Origin of the sequence: Nonomuraea sp. MTCD27 (genome assembly GCF_041950495.1) — a bacterium.
GTDB lineage: Bacteria > Actinomycetota > Actinomycetes > Streptosporangiales > Streptosporangiaceae > Nonomuraea.
Map to the genome: position 1 here is coordinate 383,160 of NZ_JBGNUW010000003.1, position 23,724 is coordinate 406,883.

The following is a 23,724-nucleotide window of genomic DNA, read 5'->3' on the forward strand; positions in this document are numbered from 1 at the left end:
CACGAGGGGTGCGTGTCTAAGGGGGTGAGTGAAAGGACACGACCATGAGCCACTCCTCAGCGGCCGCCGCGCTCCTCGCGCCCGCGGTCGCCGGCGCGCTGGGACTCGCCCCCGCCGCCGCACACGCCCAGAACGCCCCACCGGCGGCCCGCGCCGCCTGGATCAAGGCGTGCTACGACAGGAAGCACCAGGAGTCCCTGCCCTGCGGCCACTGGCGGCTGCGGCTGCGCGACGGCCGCGATGCCGTCGTCCGCGGCGCGGCCGGGCGCGGGATCGACGGGAAGGGACGGGCCGGCGCCTTCGCCGGGGTGTTCGCGATCAGCGCGGACGGCCGCGTGATGGCCTACGAGCGGGCCGGTGACCACCGCCTGGTCGTCCGGCGCACCGCCGGCGGGCCGGTCACGGAGCTGCCGCGGGCGGCCAGGCCCAAGGGCGTCGGCAGCGACGAGATCGACCTCTCGCTGTCCCCGTCGGGCGACCGCGTGCTGATCGACTACTTCGACGCGCCCGACCGCCTGCCCACCAAGGTCATCACCGTCGCCACGGGGGCGATCACGGCGCTGTCCCCCAAGCACGGGGCGCTCGGCTTCAGCGCCGACGGCGACGAGGTGCTGACCACGCGCACGGTGAGCGACAACACCACCGCCATGTACGCCCACCGGCTCGGCGGCGGCGTCATCAGGCGGACACCGCCCACGCTCGTCATGAACGCCGCCACCCACGCGCTGGCCGCCGACGGCACCACCGTGGCGCTGTTCACGACGAGCGAGCAGAAGCCGCCCCGGGTGCGCACGTACGACCTGGCGACCGGGCGGCTCTCGGCGGGCGCGGAGCTGCCGCTCAAGCCGGACGCGACGCCGTACCTGGCCTGGTGGGACGCCGGGGGGCGGCTCACGGCCACGGTCAGGACCGGCGAGGAGGGGAAGGCGGCGGTGGTACGGGTGCTCACCGTCGACCCCGAGACCGGCACGGCCACGCAGGCCGACAAGTACACGATCGGCTCCAAGGGCAGCACATTCGTTCTGGCGGGGGAGTGAACGGCATGCGCGCGAAGATCCTCGTGGTCCTGGCCACGGCACTGGCGTTCTCGTGGCCGGCCACCGCCCACGCGGAGCCGCACGGCTCCCACTCCGGCTCCCACTCCGGCTCCCACTCTGGCTTCCACTCCGGCGACACGATCCGCTACGCCTCCATCAAGAGCTGCCCGGTCAAGGGCGGCGGCACCAGGGCGTGCGGCGACTGGCGGCTCGTCATGCACAGCGGCGAGCGGACGACCCTGCCCGACGCCCAGGGTGTCGCGCGCGAGGCCGACGGCTCCTCCAACGGCTACGTCCCGGCGGCCATCGCGGTCAGCGGGAACGGGCGGCGGGTGGCGTACTTCACCAAGAAGGGCCGCCTGGCCGTGCGGACGCTGGGTGGCGGGGTCAGGCAGTTCGCGCGGGACGCGCTGCCGAAGGCGGCCCAGTACGAGGTGACCCTGCTGCTCTCCGACGACGGCGCCCGGCTGGCGGCGGTCATCGGCGGCGAGCGGCCCGCCGACACCCGCGTCTTCGACACCGCGACCGGTGACCTGCTCGGCACCATCCCGGACGAGGTGTCGGTGCTGGGCTTCAGCGGCGACGGCGACGAGGTGTTCACCAGCGTCCCGGCCGACGAGTCCGTCACCGACCTGGTCGTCCACGGCCTCACCGGGGAGGAACTGCGCCGGGCCACGCCGCCGCAGGTCATCGAGGCCAACGTGCCGCAGGCGCTGGCGGCCGACGGGCGTACCGTGGCGAGCCTCGTGACCGGGTCCAAGGCGGAGCTGGTGACGTACGACATGGACGGCGACCAGATCACCGGCCGCAAGAAGGTCAGGCTGCCGGCCGGGGACCTGCACATGCTGGACTGGACCGGGGAGACGCAGGTGACGGCCCACCTGGCCGGCCACTCGTCGGGGGCCACCAGGGTGACGATCGTGCAGATCGACACGGTGACGGGGCAGGTCCGGGTCAGGGACCGGTACACCGTGCTGCGCGACTCGTACGTCTTCGCGGCCTGCGGCGGCTGAGGACCGCCGCGCCGGGCGGGCATACGCTGCTGGGGTGGAGGTTCACTCGACCAAGGCGATGGCCGCGCGGGCCGTCGACCTGTGCGTGGCGCTGCTGCACGAGCAGCCGTCGATCGAGTCGGTCTCGCGGGTCCTGCGCGAGCACGGCGAACTCGGCGACCTCGACCTGGGCGCGGACGACGTGACGGCGATGCGCGCGGCGGCGGCGCGCCTGCGGGAGGTGCTGGGCTCGGCCACCGTCGAGGAGGCGGTGGCCCGGCTCAACCGCCTGCTCTCGGGAGCGGCCCACGCCCCCCGGCTGACCAGCCACGGGGGCACGACGAGCTGGCACGTCCACGTCGACAGCGCGGACGACGCTCCGTGGGGGGAGTGGTTCCTGACCTCGTCGGCGATGGCACTGGCGGTGCTGCTCGCCGACCACCAGCGGGTGCCGGGCGGGCTGTGCGCCTCGGCGAGCTGCGGGCGGCCGTACCTGGACTTCGGCGGCGGCAGCCCGCGCCGCTACTGCAGCACCCGCTGCGCCACCCGCGAACGCGTGGCCGCACACCGCTCACGCACCTCCTCCACCATCGGCGACTGACCTCTGAGGAGCGTCGGGGGCAGGTCGCCGGGAGAGGAGGACGGCGAGCGCCAGCGCCTGCAGCGCCGCGCCGGCCAGCAGGGCGGCACCGACCGAGTACGCGGCCAGCGGCCCGGCCAGCGCGGCCCCGATCGCGTACGAGGTGATCTTCAGGCTGGCGCCCGTGGTGAACACCTGGCTGCGCAGCCGGGCGGGGGCCTCGCGGTGCCGTACCGCGAAGAGCGCGGTGAGCTGCGGCCCCTCGCCCAATCCGGCGACGGCGGCGGCCACCACCGCCGTCCAGAACGCCGTCGAGACGGCGGCCAGCACCATGCCGGCCCCCAACACCGCCGTCCCGGCCACCAGCACCACATCCCACCGCCGCTCCGGGGGCGTGGTGGCGGGCGCCGCATCCGGCCCGCGCCCGCGCGGCAGGGCGGCGAGTGCCGCGTTGGCGGCGAGACCGCAGGCGGCGGTGACGGCCAGGAGCAGCGTGCCGTGGCCGCTCTCACCGGTCAGCCGGGCGCCGAGCACGGGCGCGGACACGACCAGCATGGCCAGGCCGCAACACGACACCATCGACCCGAGGGTGGCCCGCCGCAACGCACCGTTCCGGACGATGGCCGCGAACCCCGCACCCATCTCGGCCCGGATCCCCCGCCCTCCACCCGGCCGTTCGCCCGGCCCTCCACCCCGTCCACCACCGGGCCCGGGGCCGCGGGCGGGGAGGCGCCAGGCGGCGGGCAGGGCGGCGAGCAGCAGCCCGGCGCACGCCAGCACCGTCGCCGGCCCGCCGCTCGCGGCCGCCAGCACCCCCACCACGGCGGGCCCAGCCAGCCCCGCCGCGTTGTAGCTCATCGAGTCGAGCGCCGTGGCCCTGCCCAGCCGCGCGGGCCCGGCCACCAGGGGCAGCTGGGCCGTCCAGCCACCCGTGAGCGCCGGCCCCAGCAGGCCGGTCACGACCGCAAGCCCGACCAGGACCACGTCCGGCGCCCGCACCTGCCCGCCCGGGACCAGCAGCCCGAGGAGGAGCAGGAGCCCGGCCGCGTACCCGAGCAGGCACGCCGCCAGCAGCCGGCCCGGCCGCCGGGCCCGGTCGAGCAGCACCCCGAGCAGCGGCCCCCCGGCGGCGGCCGACACGGTGAGCCCCGCCAGCAGCCACGAGGCCAGCAGCGGCGACCCTGTGACGGCCAGCCCCGTGACCAGGAGCGCGGGTCCGGACATCTCATCACCGGTACGGGCGGCGAGGGCCCCGGTCATGTAACGGGCTAACACCTTCAAGACGTTACAGGAAAGTGCCCTGGCGTGTTAGGAGTGCGGGCCATCGGGAAGAAGTACCCGCAGTCACACTCCTGAGCTGGGAAAATGGCTCACGCCGGGGAGGGTCGGCCTGCGCGAACTGCGTGCGTGCAGGCCGACCGGCTATCCACCGCGGCCGGGGCCGCCGCCGCTCAGGCCGAGCTGGTGATGACCGCAAACCGGGCGCCGAAGGGGTCGGCGAGGAACGCCATCCGCCCGACCCCCTCCGTCGACATCGGCGGAGCGTGCGTCGTGCCCCCGAGCCGCTGCGCCAGGGCCACCGTGGCATCGCAGTCGGGCACCTCGAAGTACGGCAGCCAGTGCGGGCTGTCGCCGGCCTGAAGCTGGGCGAGGCCGGCCATCGCCGACGACTCGCCGCCCTCGGCGGGGGAGATCACGGGGTACGACGCGTCGCCCATCGGCAGGTCCTCGATCCGCCAGCCGAAGACCGCCTGGTAGAAGGGGCGGATGCCGGCGGGGTCGGGGGTGTGGAGCTCGACCCAGCCGAGCGAGCCCGCCTCGGTGACCAGGCCGAGCCCCTTGGTCCGGCCCGGCTGCCAGACGGCGAACGCGGCCCCGGCCGGATCGGCGAACACCGCCATCCCGCCCTGCCCCTCGATGTCGATCGGCGGTGACAGGACCGTGCCGCCCGCCTGCTCGATCGTCTTCGCGATGACGCCGGCGTCGGGCGCCTGGAAGTACGTCAGCCACGCCGGAGCCCCTCGCCCCGGGGTCTCCGTGCTGATCCCGGCGACCGTCCGGCCGCCGACCTGGCAGAACCGGTAGTGCCTGTGCTCGGGCCCCAGCGAGATGGAATCCCAGCCGAACAGCCCGGTGTAGAAGGCGTCCGACGCCTCCGTGTCGGGGCTGCTGACGTCGATCCAGCAAGGGGTGCCCGGAACGTAGTCGGTGGTGAGCATGGCCTGCTCCTTCGCGTGACGAAGCGGTGGGTGGCCTCTTCACCTCTGGCGCGGTTGGAGGGCGATGCCACTCTTGTCCGGCGTCTCACAGCCTGGCACGTCCGGTGGGTGGAAGGCGACCCTTGACAGCAGTCGAATATGTGTTTGAACGATGGCGTAGACTCGGCACCATGACAGCCGCGTTCCAAGCATCATTGCTCGGCCTCGACGAGGAGCTCGGGCTCGGACCGCTCGCCGGCGCCGTGCGCAGGACGCACCTCGACCACGGCGCCTGGATCGACCTGCGGCCGGGCTGGCTGACGGGTGCCGACACGCTGTTCGAACGGCTGGCGGAGCGGGTGCCGTGGCGGGCCGAGCGGCGGCGCATGTACGACAAGGTCGTGGACGTGCCCCGGCTGCTGAAGTTCTACGACGAGGGCGAGCGGCTGCCCGACCCGGTGCTCGACGACGCCAGGAGGGCCCTCGACGCCCACTACGGGGCGGAGCTGGGCGAGCCGTTCCGTACGGCCGGGCTCTGCTTCTACCGCGACGGCCGCGACAGCGTGGCCTGGCACGGTGACACGATCGGGCGGGGCAGCACCGAGGACACCATGGTCGCGATCATCTCGGTCGGCAGCCCCCGCCCGCTCCTGCTCCGCCCACGCGGCGGCGGCCCCTCGATCCGCCGCGACCTCGGCCACGGCGACCTGATCGTGATGGGCGGAAGCTGCCAGCGCACCTGGGAGCACGCCATCCCGAAGACCGCCCGCCCGGCGGGCCCCCGGATCAGCATCCAGTTCCGCCCCCACGACGTCCGCTAACCCTCGCCCACCGACCGGATCCGCCCCACCGATCGGGTCCGCCCCACCGATCGGGTCCGCCCCACCGACCGGGTCCGCCCCACCGACCGGGTGCGGCCCGCTTATCGGGTCCGCCCCACCGATTGGGTCCGGCGCGCCGATCGAGTGCGGCCCGCTGATTCGTTGCGGCACGCCCGCAGGGGCGTAGCCGCGTAGGGCGGGTTGGCTCGCCGTCCGGCTTCCGGTGCTGATCGGACGGGCGCGTCCGACCCGGTGCGGCGCGCCCGTCCGGGCCGACCCGCCCATCGGAGTCCGCTCTGCCGATCCGCGTGGGCGTGCCGATCGCGTCCGGCCCGCCCAAAGCGCCCGGCCGCCTATCCGGGCCGCCCGCCAATCTGGTTCGGCCCGCCCAAGCAGGGCCGCCCGTCCTATCCGGTCCGGCACGCCCACAGGGGCGTGGCCCGCGTCTTATCCCGTTCGGGTTGGTGTGCTGGTCGGGTGGGGGGTGGGGTCGGGCGGTTGCCGGAGTACGAGCCCGCCCGGTGCGGCTTCGAGCGGGTTACCGCAGTACGAGCCGCCCGACGCGGCCCTGTTCGCCGGCGGCCCAGCACGAGCGGTCGTGTGCGCACGACACCGTGTCGAACGATCCGCCGTCGAACGTCTCCCAGCTCCGCCCGCCCGAATACGTCACGTCACTGCCGGTCGGCCCCACCGCGACGGCGGCGAAGGGCAGGTGCGGCAGCCAGGTCACGCCCGACCGGTACGCGGGCGGCGGCGCGGCGGCCGGTTGCCAGGTGGTGCCGCCGTCCCTGCTGACCGCCCCCGCGCTGGGCGACTGCTGCTCCGGCCGGTAGTCGCCGCCGACCGCGATGCCCCGGTGCCGGTCGCGGAAGGCCAGGCCGAAGACGCCGCGCGCCGGGTCCCCGGCCGGGATGGGCGTGTCGGCCACCGTCCACGTACGTCCCCGGTCGCCCGAGTGGAACACCCGCGACCGTTCCGCCCCGCCGGTGGCCAGCCAGACGTCCCGCCCGCCGGCCGTGACGAGGCACTGCCCGCTCGCCGCGAAGCCGGCCTCGCCCGGCAGCGCCGGCGGCATCCCGTCCGGGGGCAGCACCCGCCAGCTCCGCCCGCCGTCCTCCGTGGCCAGGATCCGGAACCTGCCGTCCACGGGGTCGCTCATGGCCAGCCCGTGCCGCCGGTCGAAGAAGGCCATGCAGTCGTAGAACGCCCGGGGCTCGTCGTTCCTGAACGTCTCCGCCCACGTACGCCCCCCGTCCTCCGTCCGGTAGACGCGCGAGTCCGTGCCCTGGCCGATGGACAGCGCCACGGCCCGGTCGGAGTCGAACGCCTCGATGTCGCGGAACTGGAGCGCGGCCGTGTCGGGCGGGGAGACGTTCTGCCAGCTCCGCCCGCCGTCCACGGTCCTCAGCACGGTGCCGCCCGAGCCCGAGGCCCACACCACGTTCCGGCTGACGGGCGACAGGCCGCGCAGGCGCGCCGTCACCCCGGTCTCCTTGAGCTCCCAGCTCAGCTTGGGCATGCCCGCTTGGGCGGGCAGAGGGGCGGCGAGCACGAGGGCGGCTGACAGCGCGCCCAACGCGATGCGAAGCTTCATGTCGGGCAAACTAGCCCAAAGGATCAACACCGTCCATGGCGTCGAGGAACTCGGGTCAGCCGTCGTCGGCGACGGCGCGGTGGGCACTCCATCGCAGCCACAGCGCGGGCAGCTCCTTCTCAAGGAACCTGTAGAGCTCGTGCACGTTCTCCAGCCGTTCCCGGCGCTCGGCCGGGCCGTCGGCGAGCACCCGCAGCCCGGCCTCGGTGAACTCCCGGAACGCGGACGTCTTCGCGTAGCGGGCGGCGAGCATCCGGCTCCACCCGTCGGGGGCCATGCGGAAGAGCTCCTGCCGCTCGCCCCGCCGCCGGACCCCCTCGATCAGGCCGCTCGGCGCCAGGAGCCGGGTCGCGCTGCTGATCGAGCTCCGGCTGACCCGCAGCACGTCGGCGAGCTCGGCGGCGCTCTGCTCCGGCGGGTCGCTGATGAGCAGCCAGCCGACCACCCGCCCGGCGATCAACGGCATGCCGTCCCGTGCGAAGAAGACCGCGACGTCGTCGACGAACTCGAGCTCGGCGTCCGTTGGGGTGATCATGTTCGGATATTACGGTCATTGCAGTAATGGCTGCTATGGCCGGAATCGGCGGGCGGGTCAGGCGGCCTGGCGGGAGGCTCCCCAGGACAGCAGTTCCTCGGCCGTGCTGAAGCGGCGGCTGGAGACGGACTCGTCGAGCAGCACGCCGACCAGCACCCGGCCGTCGGACTCCCCGGCGAACGCCAGGCAGTAGCCCGCCGCCCGGGTGAAGCCGGTCTTCAGCCCGATCGCGCCGGGCGTGCCGAGCAGCCGGTTGGTGTTGCGCCACTCGTACGAGCGGTGCCCGTCGCCGGCGTCGAGGTCGTGCCGGCGGGTCCCGGCCACCTGCTTGATCAGCGGCACCCGCAGCGCCTTGGCGGCCAGGAGGGCCTGGTCCCTGGCGGTGGAGTAGCCGTCACTGCCGGGCATGGGCAGGCCGTCGGCGTTGACGTACTCGGTGTCGTTCATGCCCAGCTCGCGGGCCGTGGCGTTCATCTTGGCCACGAAGCCCTTGACGCCGGGGCCGTACGTGCGGGCCAGCGCGTGGGCCGCGTCGGCGCCGGAGGGGAGCATCAGGCCGTACATGAGCTCGCCGACCGTGAGGCGGTCGCCGGGGCGCAGGTCCGCGGTGGTGCCGCCGCCGTCCTCGGCGTACTCGACGTCCTCGCGCGCGATCCGCACCACGTCCGTGGGCTTGGCGGTCTTCAGCACGACGTACGCGGTCATGGTCTTGGTCAGGCTGGCGATCGGCATCCGTTCGGTGCCGTCCTTGTCCAGGAGCACGTCGCCGGACGAGGCGTCCATCAAATAGGCGGCCCGGCCGTACACGGCGGGAGTGTCGGCGGACACGGCGGGCGCGGTCGTCGCCGTGGCATGCGCCGGCGCGGTGAGCCCTGTGACCAGGGCAAGTGCGCCTGCCATGGCAGTCAGAAAAGCTTTCCCGATACGCATGGCCCACAGACTGCCGCGCGTCTTGGGGTGCGTTTGACGAAATAACCGAAATTTCGTGACAAACTGGGCGGAAACCCCCATGTAGCCGGAAGATCTGGCTTGGTAAATCTTTAGCGAGATATACCGGAAGTCGGGGGATCGGCGGTCAATGGAGCTTCAGCGGGGGTTCCAGAAGTTGTCGGCCACCCGCTCGCCCGCCGCCAGCTCCGAGAACAGGTCCTCCCACAGCGGCATCACCTGCTCGGGCCCGTAGGCGCGCAACGCCCTCGCCGCCGCCCTCCCCATGCGCACCCGCAGGTCACGGTCGGCGATGACCCGGTTCAGGGCGGCGGCCAGCGCGTCCACGTCCCTGGGCGGCACCAGCACGCCGTCCACGCCGTCGGTCAGCACGTCCCCCGGACCGGTCGGGCAGTCGAAGGCCACCACGGGCAGCGCGTGCGTCATCGCCTCGATCATCACCATCGGCAGCCCCTCGAAGCGGGAGCTCAGCGCGTACACGGAGGCGTCGGTCAGCTCCCTCTCCAGCCGGTCGGTACGCCCCGGCAGCGACACGTGCTCGCCCAGCCCGTACTGCTCGACGAGCCCGGCGAGCTGCCCCCTGCGCGGCCCGGTGCCGAAGATGCGCAGCCGCCACTCCGGATGCTCGGGCACCACCTGCGCGAACGCCTGGACGAGCAGGTCGAACCCCTTCTGCGGCACCAGCCGCCCGGCCGCGATCACCACGGGATTCGCCTGCTGGGAACGTTCCTGCTCGACCTTGTGCACCGCGTTCGGGATCTGCACGATCGGGGTGCGCGGCAGCAGGCGCTGGTACTCCAGCCGGTTGGTCCGTGTCAGCACCGTGATCGCGTCGAACCGGTCGTAGCGGCGGGCGATCTCCCTGCGGATCGTGTCGGGGTAGGCCGACAGGTTCATGTGCTCCTGGGCGACCCGGATGACGCTCCTGGGGGCCCGGCGGGCGGCGATCAGGTTGAGCGCGGGCCGGGTCGTCACCAGGATGCCGTCGCGCAGCTTGGAGACGTACTCCATGGCGGCCCACTCCACGCGCTCGGTGAAGTAGTCGGCCGCGAACTCGCCGCGCGGCACGATCTTCCCGCGCACCCTGCGCCAGGCGCGGCGGCCGATCGAGTCCGGCCGGCGGCCGTCCCGCTGGTCCACCAGCGTGGTGACGGTGATCCCGGGGTCCAGCCCGAACCGGGGGTTGTCGCGCCGCCGTACGAGGCTGACCAGCTCGACGTCGTGGCCGGCGGCGGCCATCGCGTTCGCCTGGTTGACCACCGTGCGGATGGTGCCGCCCATGCCGTAGGCGTGCAGCATGAGGTAGCGGATCTTCACGCGGCCGGCCTCGTGCGCGGACGCGGCGATCGACCCGGGACGGCGCGGCAGGAAGGCGAATTCATGCCGAGGCAGACTACCTCGGGTTCCTGGCAGTTCCCTGGGAGAGCGAACGATGATCAAGAGCGTTAGCCTGGCAGGTGTCGAGGCGCGCGATTTCGGACCGAGGAGTGGGGCATGGACGGCGTACGGCCGGCGGACGACGTGGTTCTGGGCATGGTCGCCGAACAGCTGAGCACGGCCATGGGCCGCCCCTGGGAGGTCCGCGACGGCATGGCGAAGGGCCCCGGCACGGTCGCGGTGCGGCTGGGCGCCGACCACACCGGCAGCGCCAGCCACCTCGACCTCGACTTCGTGCTCAACGTCGAACGCCCGGAGGACACCACGATCAGCGACTGCGTGGCCGGCTACGGCGCCACCACCGAGGAGGCCCTCGACCGGGCCGTCCAGGTGTGGCTGGGCACGACCGGCAGCGCCCTGCTCGAACTTGTCGTCCAGGACGGCTCGCACGCCGCCCACTTCGCGCCCGGCGACCCCGACGGCTTCCCCGCCTGGCACGCCATCCACGGCGGCATCACCGGCTGGGGCACCGGCGACGACCACGACGCCGTGCAGCGCTGGGCGGTCCAGCACGTCCTCCTGCCGCACCTGGCCCCGGCGCTGAAGGGCACGCTCGAACGCGGACAGCTGGTCGGGGTGAAGGCGTTCTTCGGCGGGGGAGAGGGCGGGGAGACCGCCGAGATCCGGGTCGACGGCGCCTACCACGAGGCGGGCTCGCGGGCCCTGGCGGAGCTGGACTGGCCGCGACCGGCGACCGGCGTCTCGTACGCCCGCACGTTCGTGCTCCTCGTCCACCAGGAAGGCGACTGACCTCAGAGCCCCCGGCCGGCCCCCGCGCCTCGTCCGGGGATCCGGCCGCAAGACGATCCGCTGCTCGGGTCCGCGTAGCGGGCGGCGAATAATGATCGCGCGCTCGCCCCCTCCGCCTGTTAGCGTTACCGCTGAGGGGGTGAGCCGCGGTGAAATCCAAACCCGGCAGGCCTGCGGTGCTCATGGACGTCGCCGTGCTCGCCGGAGTCTCCACCATGACCGTTTCGCGCGTGCTCAACACGCCCGACCTCGTCCGCGCCGAGACCAGGGCCCGCGTGCTGGCCGCCGTGCGCGAGCTGGACTACCGGCCCAACCAGGCCGCCCGCCAGCTGGTCACCGGCCGCTCCGGCGTGCTCGGCGTGGTCAGCATCGACACCACCCTCTACGGCCCGGCCTCCACCCTCTACTGCATCGAGCAGGCCGCCAGGCACGCCGGCTACAACGTCAGCATCGCCAGCCTCAGCTCGCTCAACCGCAGGTCGATGGAGGAGGGCTTGCAGCGGCTGCGCACCCAGGCCGTCGACGGCGTGATCATCGTGGCGCCCCATGAGTCGGCCGCCGACGGGCTGCGCCACCTGCCGCCCGAGATGCCGGTGGTGGCGGTGGACGCCGGTGACGACATCCCCGTCCCCGTGGCCAAGGTGGACCAGAAGGCCGGGGCCGTCCGCGTCACCAGACACCTGCTCAGCCTCGGCCACCGGAGCGTGTGGCACGTGGCGGGCCCGGCCGACTGGCTCGACGCCAACGACCGCATCGAGGGCTGGCGCGGCGTCCTGGAGGAGGCCGGGCGAGAGGTGCCCGAGGTCCTGCGGGGCGACTGGAGCGCCCGCTCCGGCTACCAGCTCGGCCGCCGCCTCGCCGGGGATCACGAGGTCAGCGCCGTGTTCGTGGCCAACGACCAGATGGCGCTCGGCGTGCTGCGGGCGCTGCGCGAGGCCGGGCGACGGGTGCCGGAGGACGTGAGCGTGGCGGGGTTCGACGACATCCCCGAGGCCGCGTACTTCTGGCCGCCGCTGACGACCGTGCGCCAGGACTTCCGCGAGGTCGGCAGGCACGCCTTCCACATGTTGCTGGACCGGATGGCCGGCGTCGAGCCGGAGGCCCGGCGCCTGGTGGAGCCCGAGCTGGTCGTACGCGAGAGCACCGGCCCGGTCAGCCCAGCCTGATCACGTTCCACGACACCGGGGGCAGCAGGACGCGCATCGGGTCGTGCTCGACGTCGGCGTTCGGCCTGGGCGCGATGCGGCCGGGGTCGTCGGCGGTGTTGCGGGCGTAGACGTCGGGGTCGGTCAGCGTGGTGACCTCGACGATGCGCGCGCCGCCCAGCGCCCGCGCGTCGATCTCCAGCGACACCGGCCCGTCGGTCGAGCGGTTGACGGCGAACAGCGTCGTGCCGTCCTCCGAGTGCGTGGCCACCGCGTCCAGCAGCGGCACCTCGCCGTACAGCTTCGTCTCGTACGACGGCGACACCGGCTCCACGCGCAGCACGTCACCGGCGGCGTGCCGGGACGCCTGGGCGAACGGGTGGAAGGTCGTCTGCCGCCACGCCCGCCCGCCCGGCTCCGTCATGATCGGCGCGATCACGTTCACGAGCTGGGCCAGCGACGCGGCGGTCACCCGGTCGCTGTTGCGCAGCAGGCTGATCAGCAGCCCGCCGAACGCCACCGCGTCGGCCAGGTGGTAGTGGTCCTCCAGCAGCGGCGGCGCGACCGGCCAGTCGGCGGGCGGCTCGGCGTTCTGGAAGCGCGACAGGTACCAGACGTTCCACTCGTCGAACGAGATGTTGATCTTCTTGCGCGACTTCAGCCGGGCCGCGACGTGGTCGGCGCTGGCCACGACGGAGGCGATGAAGTAGTCCATGTTGACGGAACTGGCCAGGAAGCTGCCGAGGTCGCCGTCCTGCTCCTCGTAGTAGGCGTGGCAGGAGATGTAGTCCACCAGGTCGTAGGTCTCCTCCAGCACCGTGGCCTCCCACGCGCCGAACGTCGGCTCGTGGGAGCTGGAGCTGCCGCACGCGACCAGCTCCAGCTTGGGGTCCACCATGCGCATGGCGCGGGCGGTCTCGGCGGCGAGCCGGCCGTACTCGCGGGCCGTCTTGTGGCCGGTCTGCCAGGGGCCGTCCATCTCGTTGCCCAGGCACCACATGCGGATGTCGTGCGGCTCCTTGGCGCCGTTGGCGACGCGCAGGTCGGACAGGGCCGTGCCCGCCGGGTGGTTGCAGTATTCGAGCAGGTCGAGGGCCTCGGCGATGCCGCGGGTGCCCAGGTTGAGCGCCATCATGGGCTCGACGCCGGCCTTGCGGCACCAGCGGACGAACTCGTCCACGCCCACCTCGTTCGTCTCCGTGCTGTGCCAGGCCAGGTCGAGCCGGCGCGGCCGCTGGGAGACCGGGCCGATGCCGTCCTCCCATCTGTAGCCGGAGACGAAGTTGCCGCCCGGGTAGCGGACGGTGGAGATGCCCAGCTCCCTGGTCAGGTCGAGCACGTCGCGGCGGAAGCCGTCGTCGTCGGCCGAGGGGTGCCCCGGCTCGTAGATGCCGGTGTAGACGCAGCGCCCGAGATGCTCCACGAACGTGCCGAAGGTGCGCCGGTGCACCGGGGCGACCTTGAACGCGGGATCGAGGGTCAGCTTGGCCTGATGCACGGGGCTTCTCCTGTTTCGCGGGCGTTACGTGGTTCCCGATTGTTAGCGTTACCACCTACTCGGTCAAGGGGCCGGAGCTCCCGGCCACCCCTTGCCAGGGGCCCTTGACAGGCAGCTTGTTACCGCTAACACTCGGGTAACCCCGCCGAAACAACGGGGTACGCGCGGCGACCTCCGTGACCCCGGACGGCTCGCTCTGTCGCCTCTGTGAGAGGCCCCGTTAACGGCTGCCCTGAACCTCCTGGATGTTAGCGAGAACATGGCCAAGCGATAGCTCGGTGAAAGAAGAGGCCACAGTGCACGGTCCCCCCGACATAACCCGCCGGCATCTTCTTGCCGGCAGCCTCGCACTGCTCGGCGCCGCCGCCACGGGTTGCGCCATCCCCGTGGGGCTCGGCTCGTCCCAGACCCGCGTCCAGTACTGGCACTTCCTCGGCGCGAGCGACGGCATCATCATGAACCAGATGGTCGGGGCGTTCGCCAAGGACAACCCCGACATCTTCGTCGAGGAGAACGTGCTCGCCTGGGGCGAGCCGTACTACACGAAGATCGCGATGGCCGGCGCCGGCGGCCGCTCGCCCGACCTGGCCACCTTCCACCTGGCCCGGCTGGCCGGGATGGGCGCCGGGCGGATCCTCGACCCCATCGACGTGAAGCTGCTGGAGGAGGCCGGCCTGACGGCCGCCGATTTCAGCCCGCCGATCTGGGAGCGGGCCCATCTCGACGGCGTCCTGTACGCGATCCCCTTCGACGCCCACCCGATGGTGCAGTACTACAACACCGACATCTGCGGCAAGGCCGGATTGCTCGGCCCCGACGGGAAGCTCACCCCCACCAAGGGCGTGGACCAGCTGATCGCCCAGCTCACCAAGGCCAGGGAGGTGATGGGCGGCAAGCCGCCGCTGGCCTTCGACGCGCTCGGCCTGGGCACCGTGGGGCCGTGGCGCGTGTGGTGGACGCTCTACTCGCAGAGCGGCGGCACCCTGCTGTCGGACGACGGCACCAAGATCACCATCGACGACACGAAGGCGCTGGAGGGGCTGCGGCTCATGCAGCGGCTCGGCAAGGAAGGGCTGTGCGACTGGCGTACCGACTACGGCGCCTCCGTCGCCAACTTCACCAACGGGCAGGCGGCGTTCCTGTGGAACGGCGACTGGGAGACCACCGGGCTCAAGGAACGCAAGACGCCGTTCAGCATGACGCGCTTCCCCAGCGTCTTCGGCGGCTGGTCGGCGCAGGCCGACTGCCACGCGTTCGTCCTGCCGCACCAGCGGGTCCGGGATCCCGAGGTGGAGCGGGCCACGTACCGGTTCATCGCCTACCTCGTCAAGAACAGCGCCGACTGGGCGGTGGCCGGGCACGTGCCCGCGTACCTGCCCGCGCTGGAGGAGCCCGACTACCTCGCGCTGCAGCCGCAGTCGGAGTACCGCTCGGTCATCACCGACGTCGCCCTCGACCCGCAGGTGTGGTTCACCGGGTCGGCCTCGCGGTTGTGGATCGAGTTCGGTGAGGCGTTCTCCCCGGTCATCAGCGGGCAGCGCACGCCCGAGGAGGGCCTGGCGGCGGCCAAGGCCTCGCTGACCCGGCTGCTGGACGCCCCGAACCCCTTCCCCGACGAGGAGCGCTAATGACCGAGCTTGTCGAGGTCATCAATGAGCACAGCACCTTGGTCATGGGACCGACGAAGGAGGGAGCATGACTACGACCGTCGCGGCCCCCGCGACCGCCGCCCCTCTCGCCGAGGCGAAGGTGAAGCGCGGCTGGACCCAGCACGGCCTGCTGTTCGTGGCGCCGTTCCTGCTGGTCTACGTGGCCTTCCTGGTGTGGCCGACCGTGCTCGGCTTCCAGATGAGCCTGTCGAGCGTGAACATCGCCGGCGGCAACGACCAGCTCGTCGGGTTCGCGAACTACGCCGAGGCGTTCGCCGACCCGCGCATGTGGCGCTCGTTGTGGAACACGCTCGTCTTCACCGTCTTGAGCACGATCCCGCTGGTGTTCCTCGGCCTGGTGTTCGCGCTGCTGGTGCACAACCTGCGCTTCGTGCAGTGGTTGTGGCGGCTGTCGTTCTTCGGGCCGTTCCTGCTGCCCTCCGCCGTGGTGTCCATCCTCTGGCTGCAGATGATCTACCCGCCCGACTACGGCCTGCTCAACGGCACGCTCGGCACCGACGTGCTGTGGCTGGGCGACCCGTCCGTGGCCATGTGGTCGATGGTGCTGACCACGGTGTGGTGGACGGTCGGCTTCAACTTCCTGCTCTACCTCGCCGCCCTCCAGTCCATCCCGACGCACCTGTACGAGGCCGCCGACATCGACGGCGCCTCGGGCTGGGCCAAGCTGCGCTCCATCACCCTGCCGCTGCTCGGCCGCACCACGGCGCTCATCGTGGTGCTGCAGCTGGTGGCCTCGCTCAAGGTGTTCGACCAGATCTACCTGATGACGGGCGGCGGCCCGCAGGACTCCACCCGGCCGATCATCGAGTACGCCTACGACGTCGGTTTCACCGGTTACCGCATCGGTTACGCGTCGGCCGTGTCGTACATCCTGTTCGTCCTGATCGTCATCGTCTCCCTGGCGCAGCTCCGGCTGTTCCGCAAGCGTGAGGAGGTCGCGTCGTGACCAAGCGGTTCAGCTTCAGCCAGCTCGTCCTGCTGGTGGCCGCGGTGGTGCTGGCGGCGATCTGGCTCGCCCCCATCGCGTGGGCCGTGGCCACCTCGCTCAAGCCCGAGGACGAGACGACCAAGCTCCCGTTGGAGTGGATCGGCAGCGAGATCACGTTCGACTCCTACGAGCTGGTCCTGGGGACCGGCGGGATCGTGAAGTGGGCGATCAACTCGACGGTGACCGCCGTCATCGTGACGTTCCTGACCGTGCTGTTCTCGGCGATGGCGGCGTACGGGTTCGCGCGCACCCAGTTCAGGGGACAGCGGGCGCTGCTGGCGCTGATCCTGGCCGGGATCATGGTGCCCCCGCAGGTGCTGATCGCGCCGCTGTTCGCCGAGATGGTCGCCCTCGGCCTGGTGGACACCTGGTGGGCGATCATCCTGCCGCAGGTGGCGGCGCCGCTGATCGTCTACATCCTGTTCAAGTTCTTCCAGGACGTGCCGCCGGAGCTGGAACAGGCCGCCTTCGTGGACGGGGCCGGGCGGTGGCGGGTGTTCTTCACCATCGTGCTGCCGCTGTCGCGGCCGGTGCTGGCGGCGGTGTCGATCTTCACGTTCATCAACACCTGGAACAACTTCCTCTGGCCGTTCCTGGTGTCCACCGACCCGAACACGATGACGCTGCCGGTGGGGCTGGCCAACGTGGTGCAGGGGACGTTCGGCCTGCGGTACGCCCAGATCATGGCCTCGGTGGTGCTCGCCGGGCTGCCGCTGCTGGTGGTGTTCATCCTCTTCCAGCGGCAGATCATCCGGGGCGTGGCCCACACGGGCCTGGCCGGTCAGTGACGCTGCCGCGGACGAGCAGCTCGACGACCCGGCTGCCCGGGGAAAGCGAAGAAGCCCCGGCCGTCATGGGCCCGGGGCTTCCTTCGAGGTGGTGGACGATACTGGGATTGAACCAGTGACCTCTTCCGTGTCAGGGAAGCGCTCTCCCGCTGAGCTAATCGTCCTTGGAGGTGGCGACGGGATTTGAACCCGTGTGGACGGCTTTGCAGGCCGCTGCCTCGCCTCTCGGCCACGCCACCGAGTCAAACCTCATCTCCGAGCGGAAGACGGGATTCGAACCCGCGACCCTCACCTTGGCAAGGTGATGCTCTACCACTGAGCCACTTCCGCGTTGCTGCGTGGTTAACAATAGCGCGTTTCCGGACCAGATGCTTACTCGTGGCCGGCGCTAGCGTCCGTCCTTGCGGAGTTGGCGGGCCACGCTGCGCTCGGTGGCGGGCAGGCTGAGGAAGATCTCCAGGATCCTGGTGAGGCGGTGGACCTCGATGCGGTGGAAGGCGGGGCCCTCCGAGCGGGCCAGGAGCAGGGAGAGGGCCAGGGGCGGCAGCGGGGCGTGGATGAGGTGCAGGTCGCCGTCGAGGGTCAGGGCCGTGGGGCGGGCGGGCGTCTCCTCCGGGATGACGATCTCCTGCGGCGCCCGCCAGCTCGCGTAGACCACGCGGCGCTCCGCCGTCGTGGCCGCCCAGTCGGCGCTGAACAGCACCGGGAGCGAGTCGATCAGCGTGGTCAGGGCCCGGTCGCCGGCCGTGGTGATGTATTTGAGTATCTCCAGCTCCGGGTAGGTGCCGGGCGCCTCGCGGGTGGTCCAGATGCCTTCGACCGCGACGTTCTCGACGCTCTGCAGGCTCTTGACCAGGGCCTGCCGGGGCGTGCTGTCCGGGCAGAAGATGGTGATGTCGTCCACCGCCCGGCCCGCGCCCCGGTCGAGCACGGTCACCTGCGTGATGTCGGCCCCCGCCACCCCCAGGACCTTGGTCACCTGTGCCAGGGAACCCGGCCGGTCGGGCAGCGCGACGCGTACACGAAGAAGCATCCATCCCCCTCAACCGAAGATGCCGATCACAGACTATCCGCGAAATACCGGTTGCGGCCTGACCTGCGCTACAACTAAGTGAGTGAAGATTGGGCCGATTGGGGTGTGGCCGCCGGTGGTGCTCGCACCGATGGCGGGCATCACGAACGCGCCGTTCCGGGTGTTGTGCCGGGAGCAGGGCGCGGGGTTGTTCGTGTGCGAGATGATCACGACACGGGCGCTCGTCGAGCGCAATCCGAAGACGCTGCGGATGATCAGGTTCGCCGAGTCGGAGCACCCCAGGAGCATCCAGCTGTACGGCGTGGATCCCGACGTGGTGGGGCGGGCGGCGCGGATGATCGCCGAGGAGGACCTGGCCGACCACATCGACCTGAACTTCGGCTGCCCGGTGCCCAAGGTGACCAGGCGCGGGGGCGGGTCGGCGCTGCCGTACAAGCGGAACCTGCTGCGCCGGATCCTGCGGGAGGCGGTGGCGAACGCGGGGTCGTTGCCCGTGACGATGAAGATGCGCAAGGGCATCGACGACGACCACCTGACCTACCTGGACGCGGGCCGGATCGCGGCCGAGGAGGGGGTCGCCGCGATCGCGCTGCACGCCCGCACCGCCAAGCAGCACTACGGCGGCGTGGCCGACTGGGAGGCCATCGCGCGGCTGAAGGAGGCCGTGCCGGAGATCCCCGTGCTGGGCAACGGGGACATCTGGTGCGCCGACGACGCCGTCAGGATGGTGGCCCGCACGGGATGCGACGGCGTCGTGGTCGGGCGGGGCTGCCTGGGGCGGCCCTGGTTGTTCCGGGACCTGGAAAACGCGTTCAACGGCAGCCCCGAGCGGGTCCGGCCGACGCTCGGCGAGGTCGCCGAGGTGATGGCCAGGCACGCCGAGGGGCTGACCGAGTGCTTCGACATCGAGCGGTACGCGGTGGCCGACTTCCGCAAGCACGTCGGGTGGTACCTGAAGGGGTTCACGGTCGGGAGCGAGCTGCGGCGCGAGCTGGCCACGGCCGAGTCGCTCGACGGGCTGCGGGAGGGGCTGGCGAAGCTGGAGCGGGACCAGCCGTGGCCGCCGAACACCGACACGCCCCGGGGGAAGTCGGGGGAGCGGTCCAAGGTGCTCCTGCCCGACGGGTGGCTGGACGACCCGTGGGACTGCCCGGTCCCCGGTGACGAGGCCGAGTCGGACATCTCCGGCGGCTGACCGCCTCCCCCTCAGTGGGGGCCGATGATCTCCGTGCCGCAGGGGCCGCCGCCGACCGCCGCCTCGAGCCGGACGGGCTCGCCCGACATCGTCAGCGTCGGGTAGTACTCGGCGATCCGCTCCGCCGAGCGGCCGACGTAGTGGCAGATGAAGCTGCGCCGGAAGCGGTCCTCCGTGCTGTTCGGCTCCGAGCCGTGCACCAGGCTGCCGTTGAAGAAGAGCACGTCGCCCGGGTTCATGTCGACGGGCACCTTCTCCAGGCCGGGGGGCGGGGGGACGTACTCGCGGGTGAACGAGACGTCCTGGTCGGCCTCCTCCGGGCAGAACAGGTCCATCAGGTGCGTGCCCGGGACGACCTCGAGGCCGCCGTTGGCCCGGTCGACGCGGTCGAGCGCCACCCAGGCGGCCACGCAGGTGCCCGGCTCCACCCGCAGGTAGAAGTTGTCCTGGTGCAGCGCCTGGCCCCTGGCGCCCGGGGGCTTGAAGTAGAACATGCTCTGGGCTGCTATCGGCTCCTCGCCCAGGAGGTCGCGGAGTATCGCGGCGAAGCGCGTGTCGAGCAGGTAGCGCCGGGCCACGTCGTTCACCTGGTGGGGGTGCATGATCCGGGGATAGTCGCGCAGAATGTCGTACGGCTGCCCCGGTTCCTGCGGCTGCGGCGAGAAGTGACCCGGGATCGGGCCCCGGGCGTGCAGCGCCATGAACTCCTCGCGCAGCTCGGCCACCTCCTCCGGGGCGAGGAGAGCGGGCACCAGCACGTACCCCTGATCGTGGAAGTCGTTGAGCCTCATGTCTCTCACGCTAGAGAGCCGGATCGTGCAACGGTATGCCCATGACCGCTGAGGACCTGTCTGTTCCTGCTGCCGACCTGATGATCGTGGGCCACTACGACAAGGCGCCCGGCTACGCCACGCGCCGGGCGGGCGGGTCTCCCAGCTGGCTGCTGCTGTGGACCGAGGCGGGGGCCGGGTACGTCGCGCAGGGCGGCGCGTCGCGCGAGGTGGGGCCGGGTGACCTGGTGGTGCTGGGGTCGGGGGTGGCCCAGCACTACCGGGTGCCGCCGGGGGCGGAGCGGTGGCGGTTCTGGTGGGTGCACTTCCAGCCGCGGGCGTCCTGGGCGGCGTGGCTGGCGCCGTATGCCGGGGACGACGGCTGCCATGTGGTGGCGGGCGTGCCGCAGACCGTGCACGGGCGGATCGACCTGGCGTTCCGGCGGGCGCTCCGGGACGCGCGGTGGACGCCCGACACGCCGGTTCCCGCCGCGCCGCGCGGCCCGGCCGTCGTGGTCGGCGGGGCCGCGCGGGAGCTGGTCATGGGGGCCGTGGAGGAGGTGCTGGTGCTGGCCACCGCCTCGGCGCGGCCCGCGGGGCGGGGCGAGGAGGGGGACGAGCGGGTGCGCCGCGTGCTGGCGATCATCGCGGCCGAGCCGGGGGCGCCGCACTCGGTCGCCTCGCTCGCGCGCACGGTCGCGCTCTCGCCCTCCCGCTTCGCCCACCTGTTCGCCGAGGAGACCGGCCAGACGCCCATGCAGGCCGTGCGCCGGGCCCGGGTGCGGCACGCCGCGAGCCTGCTGGAGGTGACGGACATGGACGTCGGGCAGGTGGCGGCGGCCTCGGGCTTCGTCAGCCCGTTCCACTTCAGCCGGGCCTTCAGGAAGGAGTACGGCCTGCCGCCCCGCGACTACCGCGCCCGCGTCCGCCCCTGAGGCCACGCAAGGCTCTGACCTCGAAGGTTAACCAGAACTTCAGCGGAATGTCCCCCCGCGAACGCTCTGCGCAACCGGGCGCCCGTCAGGCTGTCGCCGCAGGTTACGCCACCCCCACGTAAGGACCCCCATGATCACCCGGCGTGCGCTTCTCGCCGGGGGCCTCGGCCTGGCCACCTTCGCCGCGACGGGCGAGAGCCCCGTGCGCGCGGCGGCCCGGCGCGTCCCCCTGACCGACCCCTTCCAGCTCGGCGTCGCCTCGGGTGAGCCCACGCACGACGGCGTGGTGTTGTGGACCCGGCTCGCCACGGATCCGCTCGCGCCCGACGGCCTGGGCGGCATGCCGGATCGCCGGGTGCCGGTGCAGTGGCAGCTCGCCCGAGACGAGAACTTCCGGCATGTCGTACGACGCGGCGTCCAAGAGGCCCGCCCCGGCGCGGCCCACAGCGTGCACGTCGAGCTCGACGGCCTCGACCCCGGCGCCGAGTACTTCTACCGCTTCCGGGCCGACCGCGAGATCAGCCCCGTCGGCCGCACCCGCACCACCCCCGCTCCCGGCACCCGCGGCACGCCGCTCAACCTGTCGTTCGCCTCGTGCGCCGACTACCAGTCCGGCTGGTTCACCGCCTACCGCAGGATGGCCGAGGACCAGCCCGACCTGATCGCCTTCCTCGGCGACTACGTCTACGAGTACGGCGACTACCGGCACCCCGTCCGCGACCAGGCCGGCGGCGAGTGCCTCGACCTGGCCGGATACCGCCTGCGCCACGCCCAGCACAAGGCCGACCCGGACACCCGGCTGGCCCACGCCGTCGCCCCCTGGGTGGTGGTGTGGGACGACCACGACGTGGAGAACGCCTGGGCCGGGGAGGTGCCCGAGCAGCCCGACGCGTCGTTCCTGGAGCGCCGGGCCGCGGCGTTCCGCGCGTACTACGAGAACATGCCGCTGCGCCGCGCGCAGAGGCCGGACGGGGCGGCGCTCAGGATGTACCGGAGCATCCGGTGGGGCGCGGTCGCCAACCTGCACCTGCTCGACACCCGCCAGTACCGCGACGTGTACGCCTGCACCGGCAAGAGCGGCACGGTCGGCCCCGACTGCCAGGAGCGTTTCGCGCCGAACAGGACCATCCTCGGCCGGGAGCAGGAGACCTGGCTCGACGAGCGGCTCAGACGCTCGCGCGCCACCTGGGACCTGCTCGGCCAGCAGGTCTTCCTCATGGAGATGGACTGGATCAACGGCGAGGGCAAGGGCTACTCGAACGAGGGCTGGGACGGCTACGTCGCCTCCCGCGACCGCCTGACCGCCGCCATCGAGGGCCACGGCCGCAACGCGGTCGTGCTGACCGGCGACGTGCACTCCCACTGGGCCGGCGAGGTCAAGCGCGACTACCGGGACCCCGGGTCCGCCTCCGTCGCCGTCGAGCTGGTCACCACGTCCGTGACGAGCGCGGGCGACGGCCTCGACGAGTACCCGAACACGGGCACCCTGCTGGCGGAGAACCCGCACGTGAAGTTCTTCAACGGCCGCCGCGGTTACGTGCGCGCCAGACTCACCCAGCAGGAGATGAGCGTCGACTTCCGCTCGGTGTCCCGGGTCAGCGAGCCCGGCGCCCCCGCGTACACCTCCGGCTCCTTCGTCATCGAGCCCGGCAGCCCCGTCCTCAACCTCGCCTAAGAGCCCGCCCAGACGTCCACGTGGCCGCCGCTGCGCCAGTAGACGTTGCCCTCACGTGACAGCAGGTCCTCGTCCACCAGGTAGCGGCGCAGCGCGGCGTAGTCGTCGTGGAAGGCGCGCAGGGCCACGTTCACGTCCTTCTCCGCGTAGCGGACGCCGGGCTCGAAGACCGTCGCGATGTAGCGCAGCACGACGAGCCGCTTGTCGCGCCGCATCGCCAGGGTCGTCAGCCGCCCGTCCACCAGGAACGTGCGCAGCACCCGCTCCTCGGGGCTCAGCTCCTGCGCCGGCTCGGCCCGCGCCCGCAGCAGGTCGCGGAAGCGCTCGGGCGTGGCCCGCCACGCGCCGCTCTCGTCGCACTCCGCCAGGCCGCCGCCGGCCAGCTTCCGCAGCGACTTCGGGGAGAGGTCGTCGGTGACGCCGAGCACCAGGGAGGCGAAAGTCCTTAGTGTGTCGTCCTGGTAGAGCAGCCCCAGGACGCGCCTGATCTCTTCGTCATTCACCCCTACCATTTTGTCCCATGATCACAGCATTAGTGCTGGCGGCCTCGCTCGCCGTCCCGAACAACTTCCTGCTGTACGAGAAGGCCGCCGCCAAGAAGGACAACGACCCCGAGACGAGCTGGTCGGCCAGCGGCAAGACGTCGGCCCGGCTGGTCGTCAACCCGTGCCAGAAGGCCAGGCTGGGCCAGGCGGGGCGGACGTCGGCCAGGACGCTCATCCACACGGCGGTGCCCGACTACTCCAAGTCGGAGCAGGTGATCCTCTACGCGTCGGCGGCCGCCGCGGGCAAGGCCATGCGTGACCTGGAGGCCGCCGTACGCGCCTGCGGGACCTCCGGCTACCGCTACTCCGCCGTCGCGATCAAGCTGGGCGACAAGGGACTGTCGGTCATCGGCCAGGCGTATCAGGGCAAGAAGCCGGCCATCGGTGGCGAGCGGGCCATCGTGACCCGCCGGGCGAACGCCCTGATCCTCTACACCGTGTCGGGCGAGTGGGGCAAGCCGGCCGCGGCCGACTTCAAGCGGCAGACGCAGGACAGCAAGCGCATGCTCGCCAAGGTCTGCACCATCGCCGACTGCTGATTGCCGGGAATGTCTCGATCTTGGGACATTGTCATGACACGACCCCGACGT

At 72.0% G+C, this 23,724-nt stretch carries 23 protein-coding genes and 3 tRNA genes; 13 read left to right on the forward strand and 13 right to left on the reverse strand.

What is annotated here, in order from left to right; all coding sequences use genetic code 11:
* Window positions 1-44 precede the first annotated feature (44 nt).
* The 3 genes from ACBJ59_RS09805 to ACBJ59_RS09815 are packed head-to-tail and all read left to right on the forward strand — an operon-like array spanning window position 45 to window position 2,630.
* The gene (locus ACBJ59_RS09805; RefSeq protein ID WP_375109834.1) at window positions 45-1,037 is read left to right on the forward strand and encodes a hypothetical protein; all 993 of its coding nucleotides are present in this window, start codon (window positions 45-47) and stop codon (window positions 1,035-1,037) included.
* Window positions 1,038-1,042: 5 nt separating this feature from the next.
* Window positions 1,043-2,050: a hypothetical protein gene (locus ACBJ59_RS09810; RefSeq protein ID WP_375109835.1), complete on the forward strand. Its 1,008-nt coding sequence runs from the start codon at window positions 1,043-1,045 to the stop codon at window positions 2,048-2,050.
* A gap of 34 nt (window positions 2,051-2,084) precedes the next feature.
* Window positions 2,085-2,630 carry a CGNR zinc finger domain-containing protein gene (locus ACBJ59_RS09815; RefSeq protein WP_375109836.1) on the forward strand — a complete coding sequence of 182 codons (546 nt, stop codon included), beginning with the start codon at window positions 2,085-2,087 and terminating at the stop codon, window positions 2,628-2,630.
* On the opposite strand, the gene ACBJ59_RS09820 is transcribed toward ACBJ59_RS09815, so the two are convergent.
* Together ACBJ59_RS09820 and ACBJ59_RS09825 are read right to left on the reverse strand one after the other, a co-directional pair.
* Entirely contained in the window at window positions 2,601-3,869 is a 1,269-nt protein-coding gene (locus ACBJ59_RS09820) for an MFS transporter (RefSeq protein WP_375109837.1), read from the reverse strand. The two genes, ACBJ59_RS09815 and ACBJ59_RS09820, sit on opposite strands and share 30 nt — an antisense overlap.
* A 191-nt stretch (window positions 3,870-4,060) precedes the next feature.
* Window positions 4,061-4,828 carry a VOC family protein gene (locus tag ACBJ59_RS09825; RefSeq protein ID WP_375109838.1) on the reverse strand — a complete coding sequence of 256 codons (768 nt, stop codon included), beginning with the start codon at window positions 4,826-4,828 and terminating at the stop codon, window positions 4,061-4,063.
* Between the two features lie 170 nt (window positions 4,829-4,998).
* On the opposite strand from ACBJ59_RS09825, the gene ACBJ59_RS09830 reads away from it, so the two are divergent.
* Entirely contained in the window at window positions 4,999-5,628 is a 630-nt protein-coding gene (locus tag ACBJ59_RS09830) for an alpha-ketoglutarate-dependent dioxygenase AlkB (RefSeq protein ID WP_375109839.1), read from the forward strand.
* Window positions 5,629-6,166: 538 nt separating this feature from the next.
* Here ACBJ59_RS09830 and ACBJ59_RS09835 read toward each other — a convergent pair.
* The 4 genes from ACBJ59_RS09835 to ACBJ59_RS09850 form a co-directional block, all read right to left on the reverse strand.
* Window positions 6,167-7,222: a WD40/YVTN/BNR-like repeat-containing protein gene (locus tag ACBJ59_RS09835; RefSeq protein ID WP_375109840.1), complete on the reverse strand. Its 1,056-nt coding sequence runs from the start codon at window positions 7,220-7,222 to the stop codon at window positions 6,167-6,169.
* A 55-nt stretch (window positions 7,223-7,277) separates the two neighbouring features.
* A complete protein-coding gene (locus ACBJ59_RS09840; RefSeq protein ID WP_375109841.1) occupies window positions 7,278-7,757 on the reverse strand; it encodes a GbsR/MarR family transcriptional regulator in 480 nt (159 codons plus the stop codon).
* Between the two features lie 57 nt (window positions 7,758-7,814).
* Complete coding sequence (locus ACBJ59_RS09845) at window positions 7,815-8,657, reverse strand: D-alanyl-D-alanine carboxypeptidase family protein (protein ID WP_375109842.1); 843 nt, start codon at window positions 8,655-8,657, stop codon at window positions 7,815-7,817.
* Between the two features lie 186 nt (window positions 8,658-8,843).
* Window positions 8,844-10,022, reverse strand: coding sequence for a glycosyltransferase family 4 protein (locus ACBJ59_RS09850; RefSeq protein WP_375109843.1), 1,179 nt, complete (start codon window positions 10,020-10,022; stop codon window positions 8,844-8,846).
* Between the two features lie 177 nt (window positions 10,023-10,199).
* Between ACBJ59_RS09850 and ACBJ59_RS09855 the strand changes: the two genes are divergently transcribed.
* Both ACBJ59_RS09855 and ACBJ59_RS09860 read left to right on the forward strand, forming a co-directional pair.
* Window positions 10,200-10,892, forward strand: a complete 693-nt coding sequence (locus tag ACBJ59_RS09855; protein ID WP_375109844.1) for a DUF6348 family protein — start codon at window positions 10,200-10,202, stop codon at window positions 10,890-10,892.
* A gap of 182 nt (window positions 10,893-11,074) precedes the next feature.
* Window positions 11,075-12,058: a LacI family DNA-binding transcriptional regulator gene (locus tag ACBJ59_RS09860; protein ID WP_375110214.1), complete on the forward strand. Its 984-nt coding sequence runs from the start codon at window positions 11,075-11,077 to the stop codon at window positions 12,056-12,058.
* Here the strand turns inward: ACBJ59_RS09860 and ACBJ59_RS09865 are convergent.
* Window positions 12,045-13,535, reverse strand: coding sequence for an alpha-N-arabinofuranosidase (locus ACBJ59_RS09865; protein WP_375109845.1), 1,491 nt, complete (start codon window positions 13,533-13,535; stop codon window positions 12,045-12,047). The two genes, ACBJ59_RS09860 and ACBJ59_RS09865, sit on opposite strands and share 14 nt — an antisense overlap.
* A gap of 296 nt (window positions 13,536-13,831) precedes the next feature.
* Between ACBJ59_RS09865 and ACBJ59_RS09870 the strand changes: the two genes are divergently transcribed.
* The 3 genes from ACBJ59_RS09870 (at window position 13,832) to ACBJ59_RS09880 (ending at window position 16,981) form a co-directional block, all read left to right on the forward strand.
* Entirely contained in the window at window positions 13,832-15,163 is a 1,332-nt protein-coding gene (locus ACBJ59_RS09870; RefSeq protein WP_375109846.1) for an extracellular solute-binding protein, read from the forward strand.
* 67 nt (window positions 15,164-15,230) lie between these two features.
* Window positions 15,231-16,151 carry a carbohydrate ABC transporter permease gene (locus ACBJ59_RS09875; RefSeq protein ID WP_375109847.1) on the forward strand — a complete coding sequence of 307 codons (921 nt, stop codon included), beginning with the start codon at window positions 15,231-15,233 and terminating at the stop codon, window positions 16,149-16,151.
* On the forward strand, window positions 16,148-16,981 hold the full coding sequence (locus ACBJ59_RS09880) for a carbohydrate ABC transporter permease (protein ID WP_375109848.1): 834 nt from the start codon (window positions 16,148-16,150) through the stop codon (window positions 16,979-16,981). The genes ACBJ59_RS09875 and ACBJ59_RS09880 overlap by 4 nt, the downstream gene beginning before the upstream one ends.
* Before the next feature lie 89 nt (window positions 16,982-17,070).
* Here ACBJ59_RS09880 and ACBJ59_RS09885 read toward each other — a convergent pair.
* The 4 genes from ACBJ59_RS09885 to ACBJ59_RS09900 form a co-directional block, all read right to left on the reverse strand.
* Window positions 17,071-17,145, reverse strand: a tRNA-Val gene (locus ACBJ59_RS09885).
* 1 nt (window position 17,146) lies between these two features.
* Window positions 17,147-17,220, reverse strand: a tRNA-Cys gene (locus tag ACBJ59_RS09890).
* Window positions 17,221-17,239: 19 nt separating this feature from the next.
* Window positions 17,240-17,311, reverse strand: a tRNA-Gly gene (locus ACBJ59_RS09895).
* Window positions 17,312-17,369: 58 nt separating this feature from the next.
* Window positions 17,370-18,014 carry an ACT domain-containing protein gene (locus ACBJ59_RS09900; RefSeq protein WP_364129588.1) on the reverse strand — a complete coding sequence of 215 codons (645 nt, stop codon included), beginning with the start codon at window positions 18,012-18,014 and terminating at the stop codon, window positions 17,370-17,372.
* An 82-nt stretch (window positions 18,015-18,096) separates the two neighbouring features.
* Here ACBJ59_RS09900 and dusB point away from each other — a divergent pair, with 82 nt between their 5' ends.
* The gene (gene dusB, locus ACBJ59_RS09905; protein ID WP_375109849.1) at window positions 18,097-19,209 is read left to right on the forward strand and encodes a tRNA dihydrouridine synthase DusB; all 1,113 of its coding nucleotides are present in this window, start codon (window positions 18,097-18,099) and stop codon (window positions 19,207-19,209) included.
* 11 nt (window positions 19,210-19,220) lie between these two features.
* Here the strand turns inward: dusB and ACBJ59_RS09910 are convergent, their stop codons facing one another.
* Window positions 19,221-20,000: a phytanoyl-CoA dioxygenase family protein gene (locus tag ACBJ59_RS09910; protein WP_375109850.1), complete on the reverse strand. Its 780-nt coding sequence runs from the start codon at window positions 19,998-20,000 to the stop codon at window positions 19,221-19,223.
* 41 nt (window positions 20,001-20,041) lie between these two features.
* Between ACBJ59_RS09910 and ACBJ59_RS09915 the strand changes: the two genes are divergently transcribed.
* Together ACBJ59_RS09915 and ACBJ59_RS09920 are read left to right on the forward strand one after the other, a co-directional pair.
* Window positions 20,042-20,914: a helix-turn-helix domain-containing protein gene (locus ACBJ59_RS09915; protein ID WP_375109851.1), complete on the forward strand. Its 873-nt coding sequence runs from the start codon at window positions 20,042-20,044 to the stop codon at window positions 20,912-20,914.
* A gap of 130 nt (window positions 20,915-21,044) precedes the next feature.
* On the forward strand, window positions 21,045-22,589 hold the full coding sequence (locus ACBJ59_RS09920; protein ID WP_375109852.1) for an alkaline phosphatase D family protein: 1,545 nt from the start codon (window positions 21,045-21,047) through the stop codon (window positions 22,587-22,589).
* Here ACBJ59_RS09920 and ACBJ59_RS09925 read toward each other — a convergent pair.
* Window positions 22,586-23,092: a DUF2087 domain-containing protein gene (locus tag ACBJ59_RS09925; protein ID WP_364129577.1), complete on the reverse strand. Its 507-nt coding sequence runs from the start codon at window positions 23,090-23,092 to the stop codon at window positions 22,586-22,588. The genes ACBJ59_RS09920 and ACBJ59_RS09925 overlap by 4 nt on opposite strands.
* Before the next feature lie 17 nt (window positions 23,093-23,109).
* Here ACBJ59_RS09925 and ACBJ59_RS09930 point away from each other — a divergent pair, with 17 nt between their 5' ends.
* A complete protein-coding gene (locus ACBJ59_RS09930) occupies window positions 23,110-23,673 on the forward strand; it encodes a hypothetical protein (RefSeq protein ID WP_375109853.1) in 564 nt (187 codons plus the stop codon).
* The last annotated feature ends 51 nt before the right edge of the window (window positions 23,674-23,724 follow it).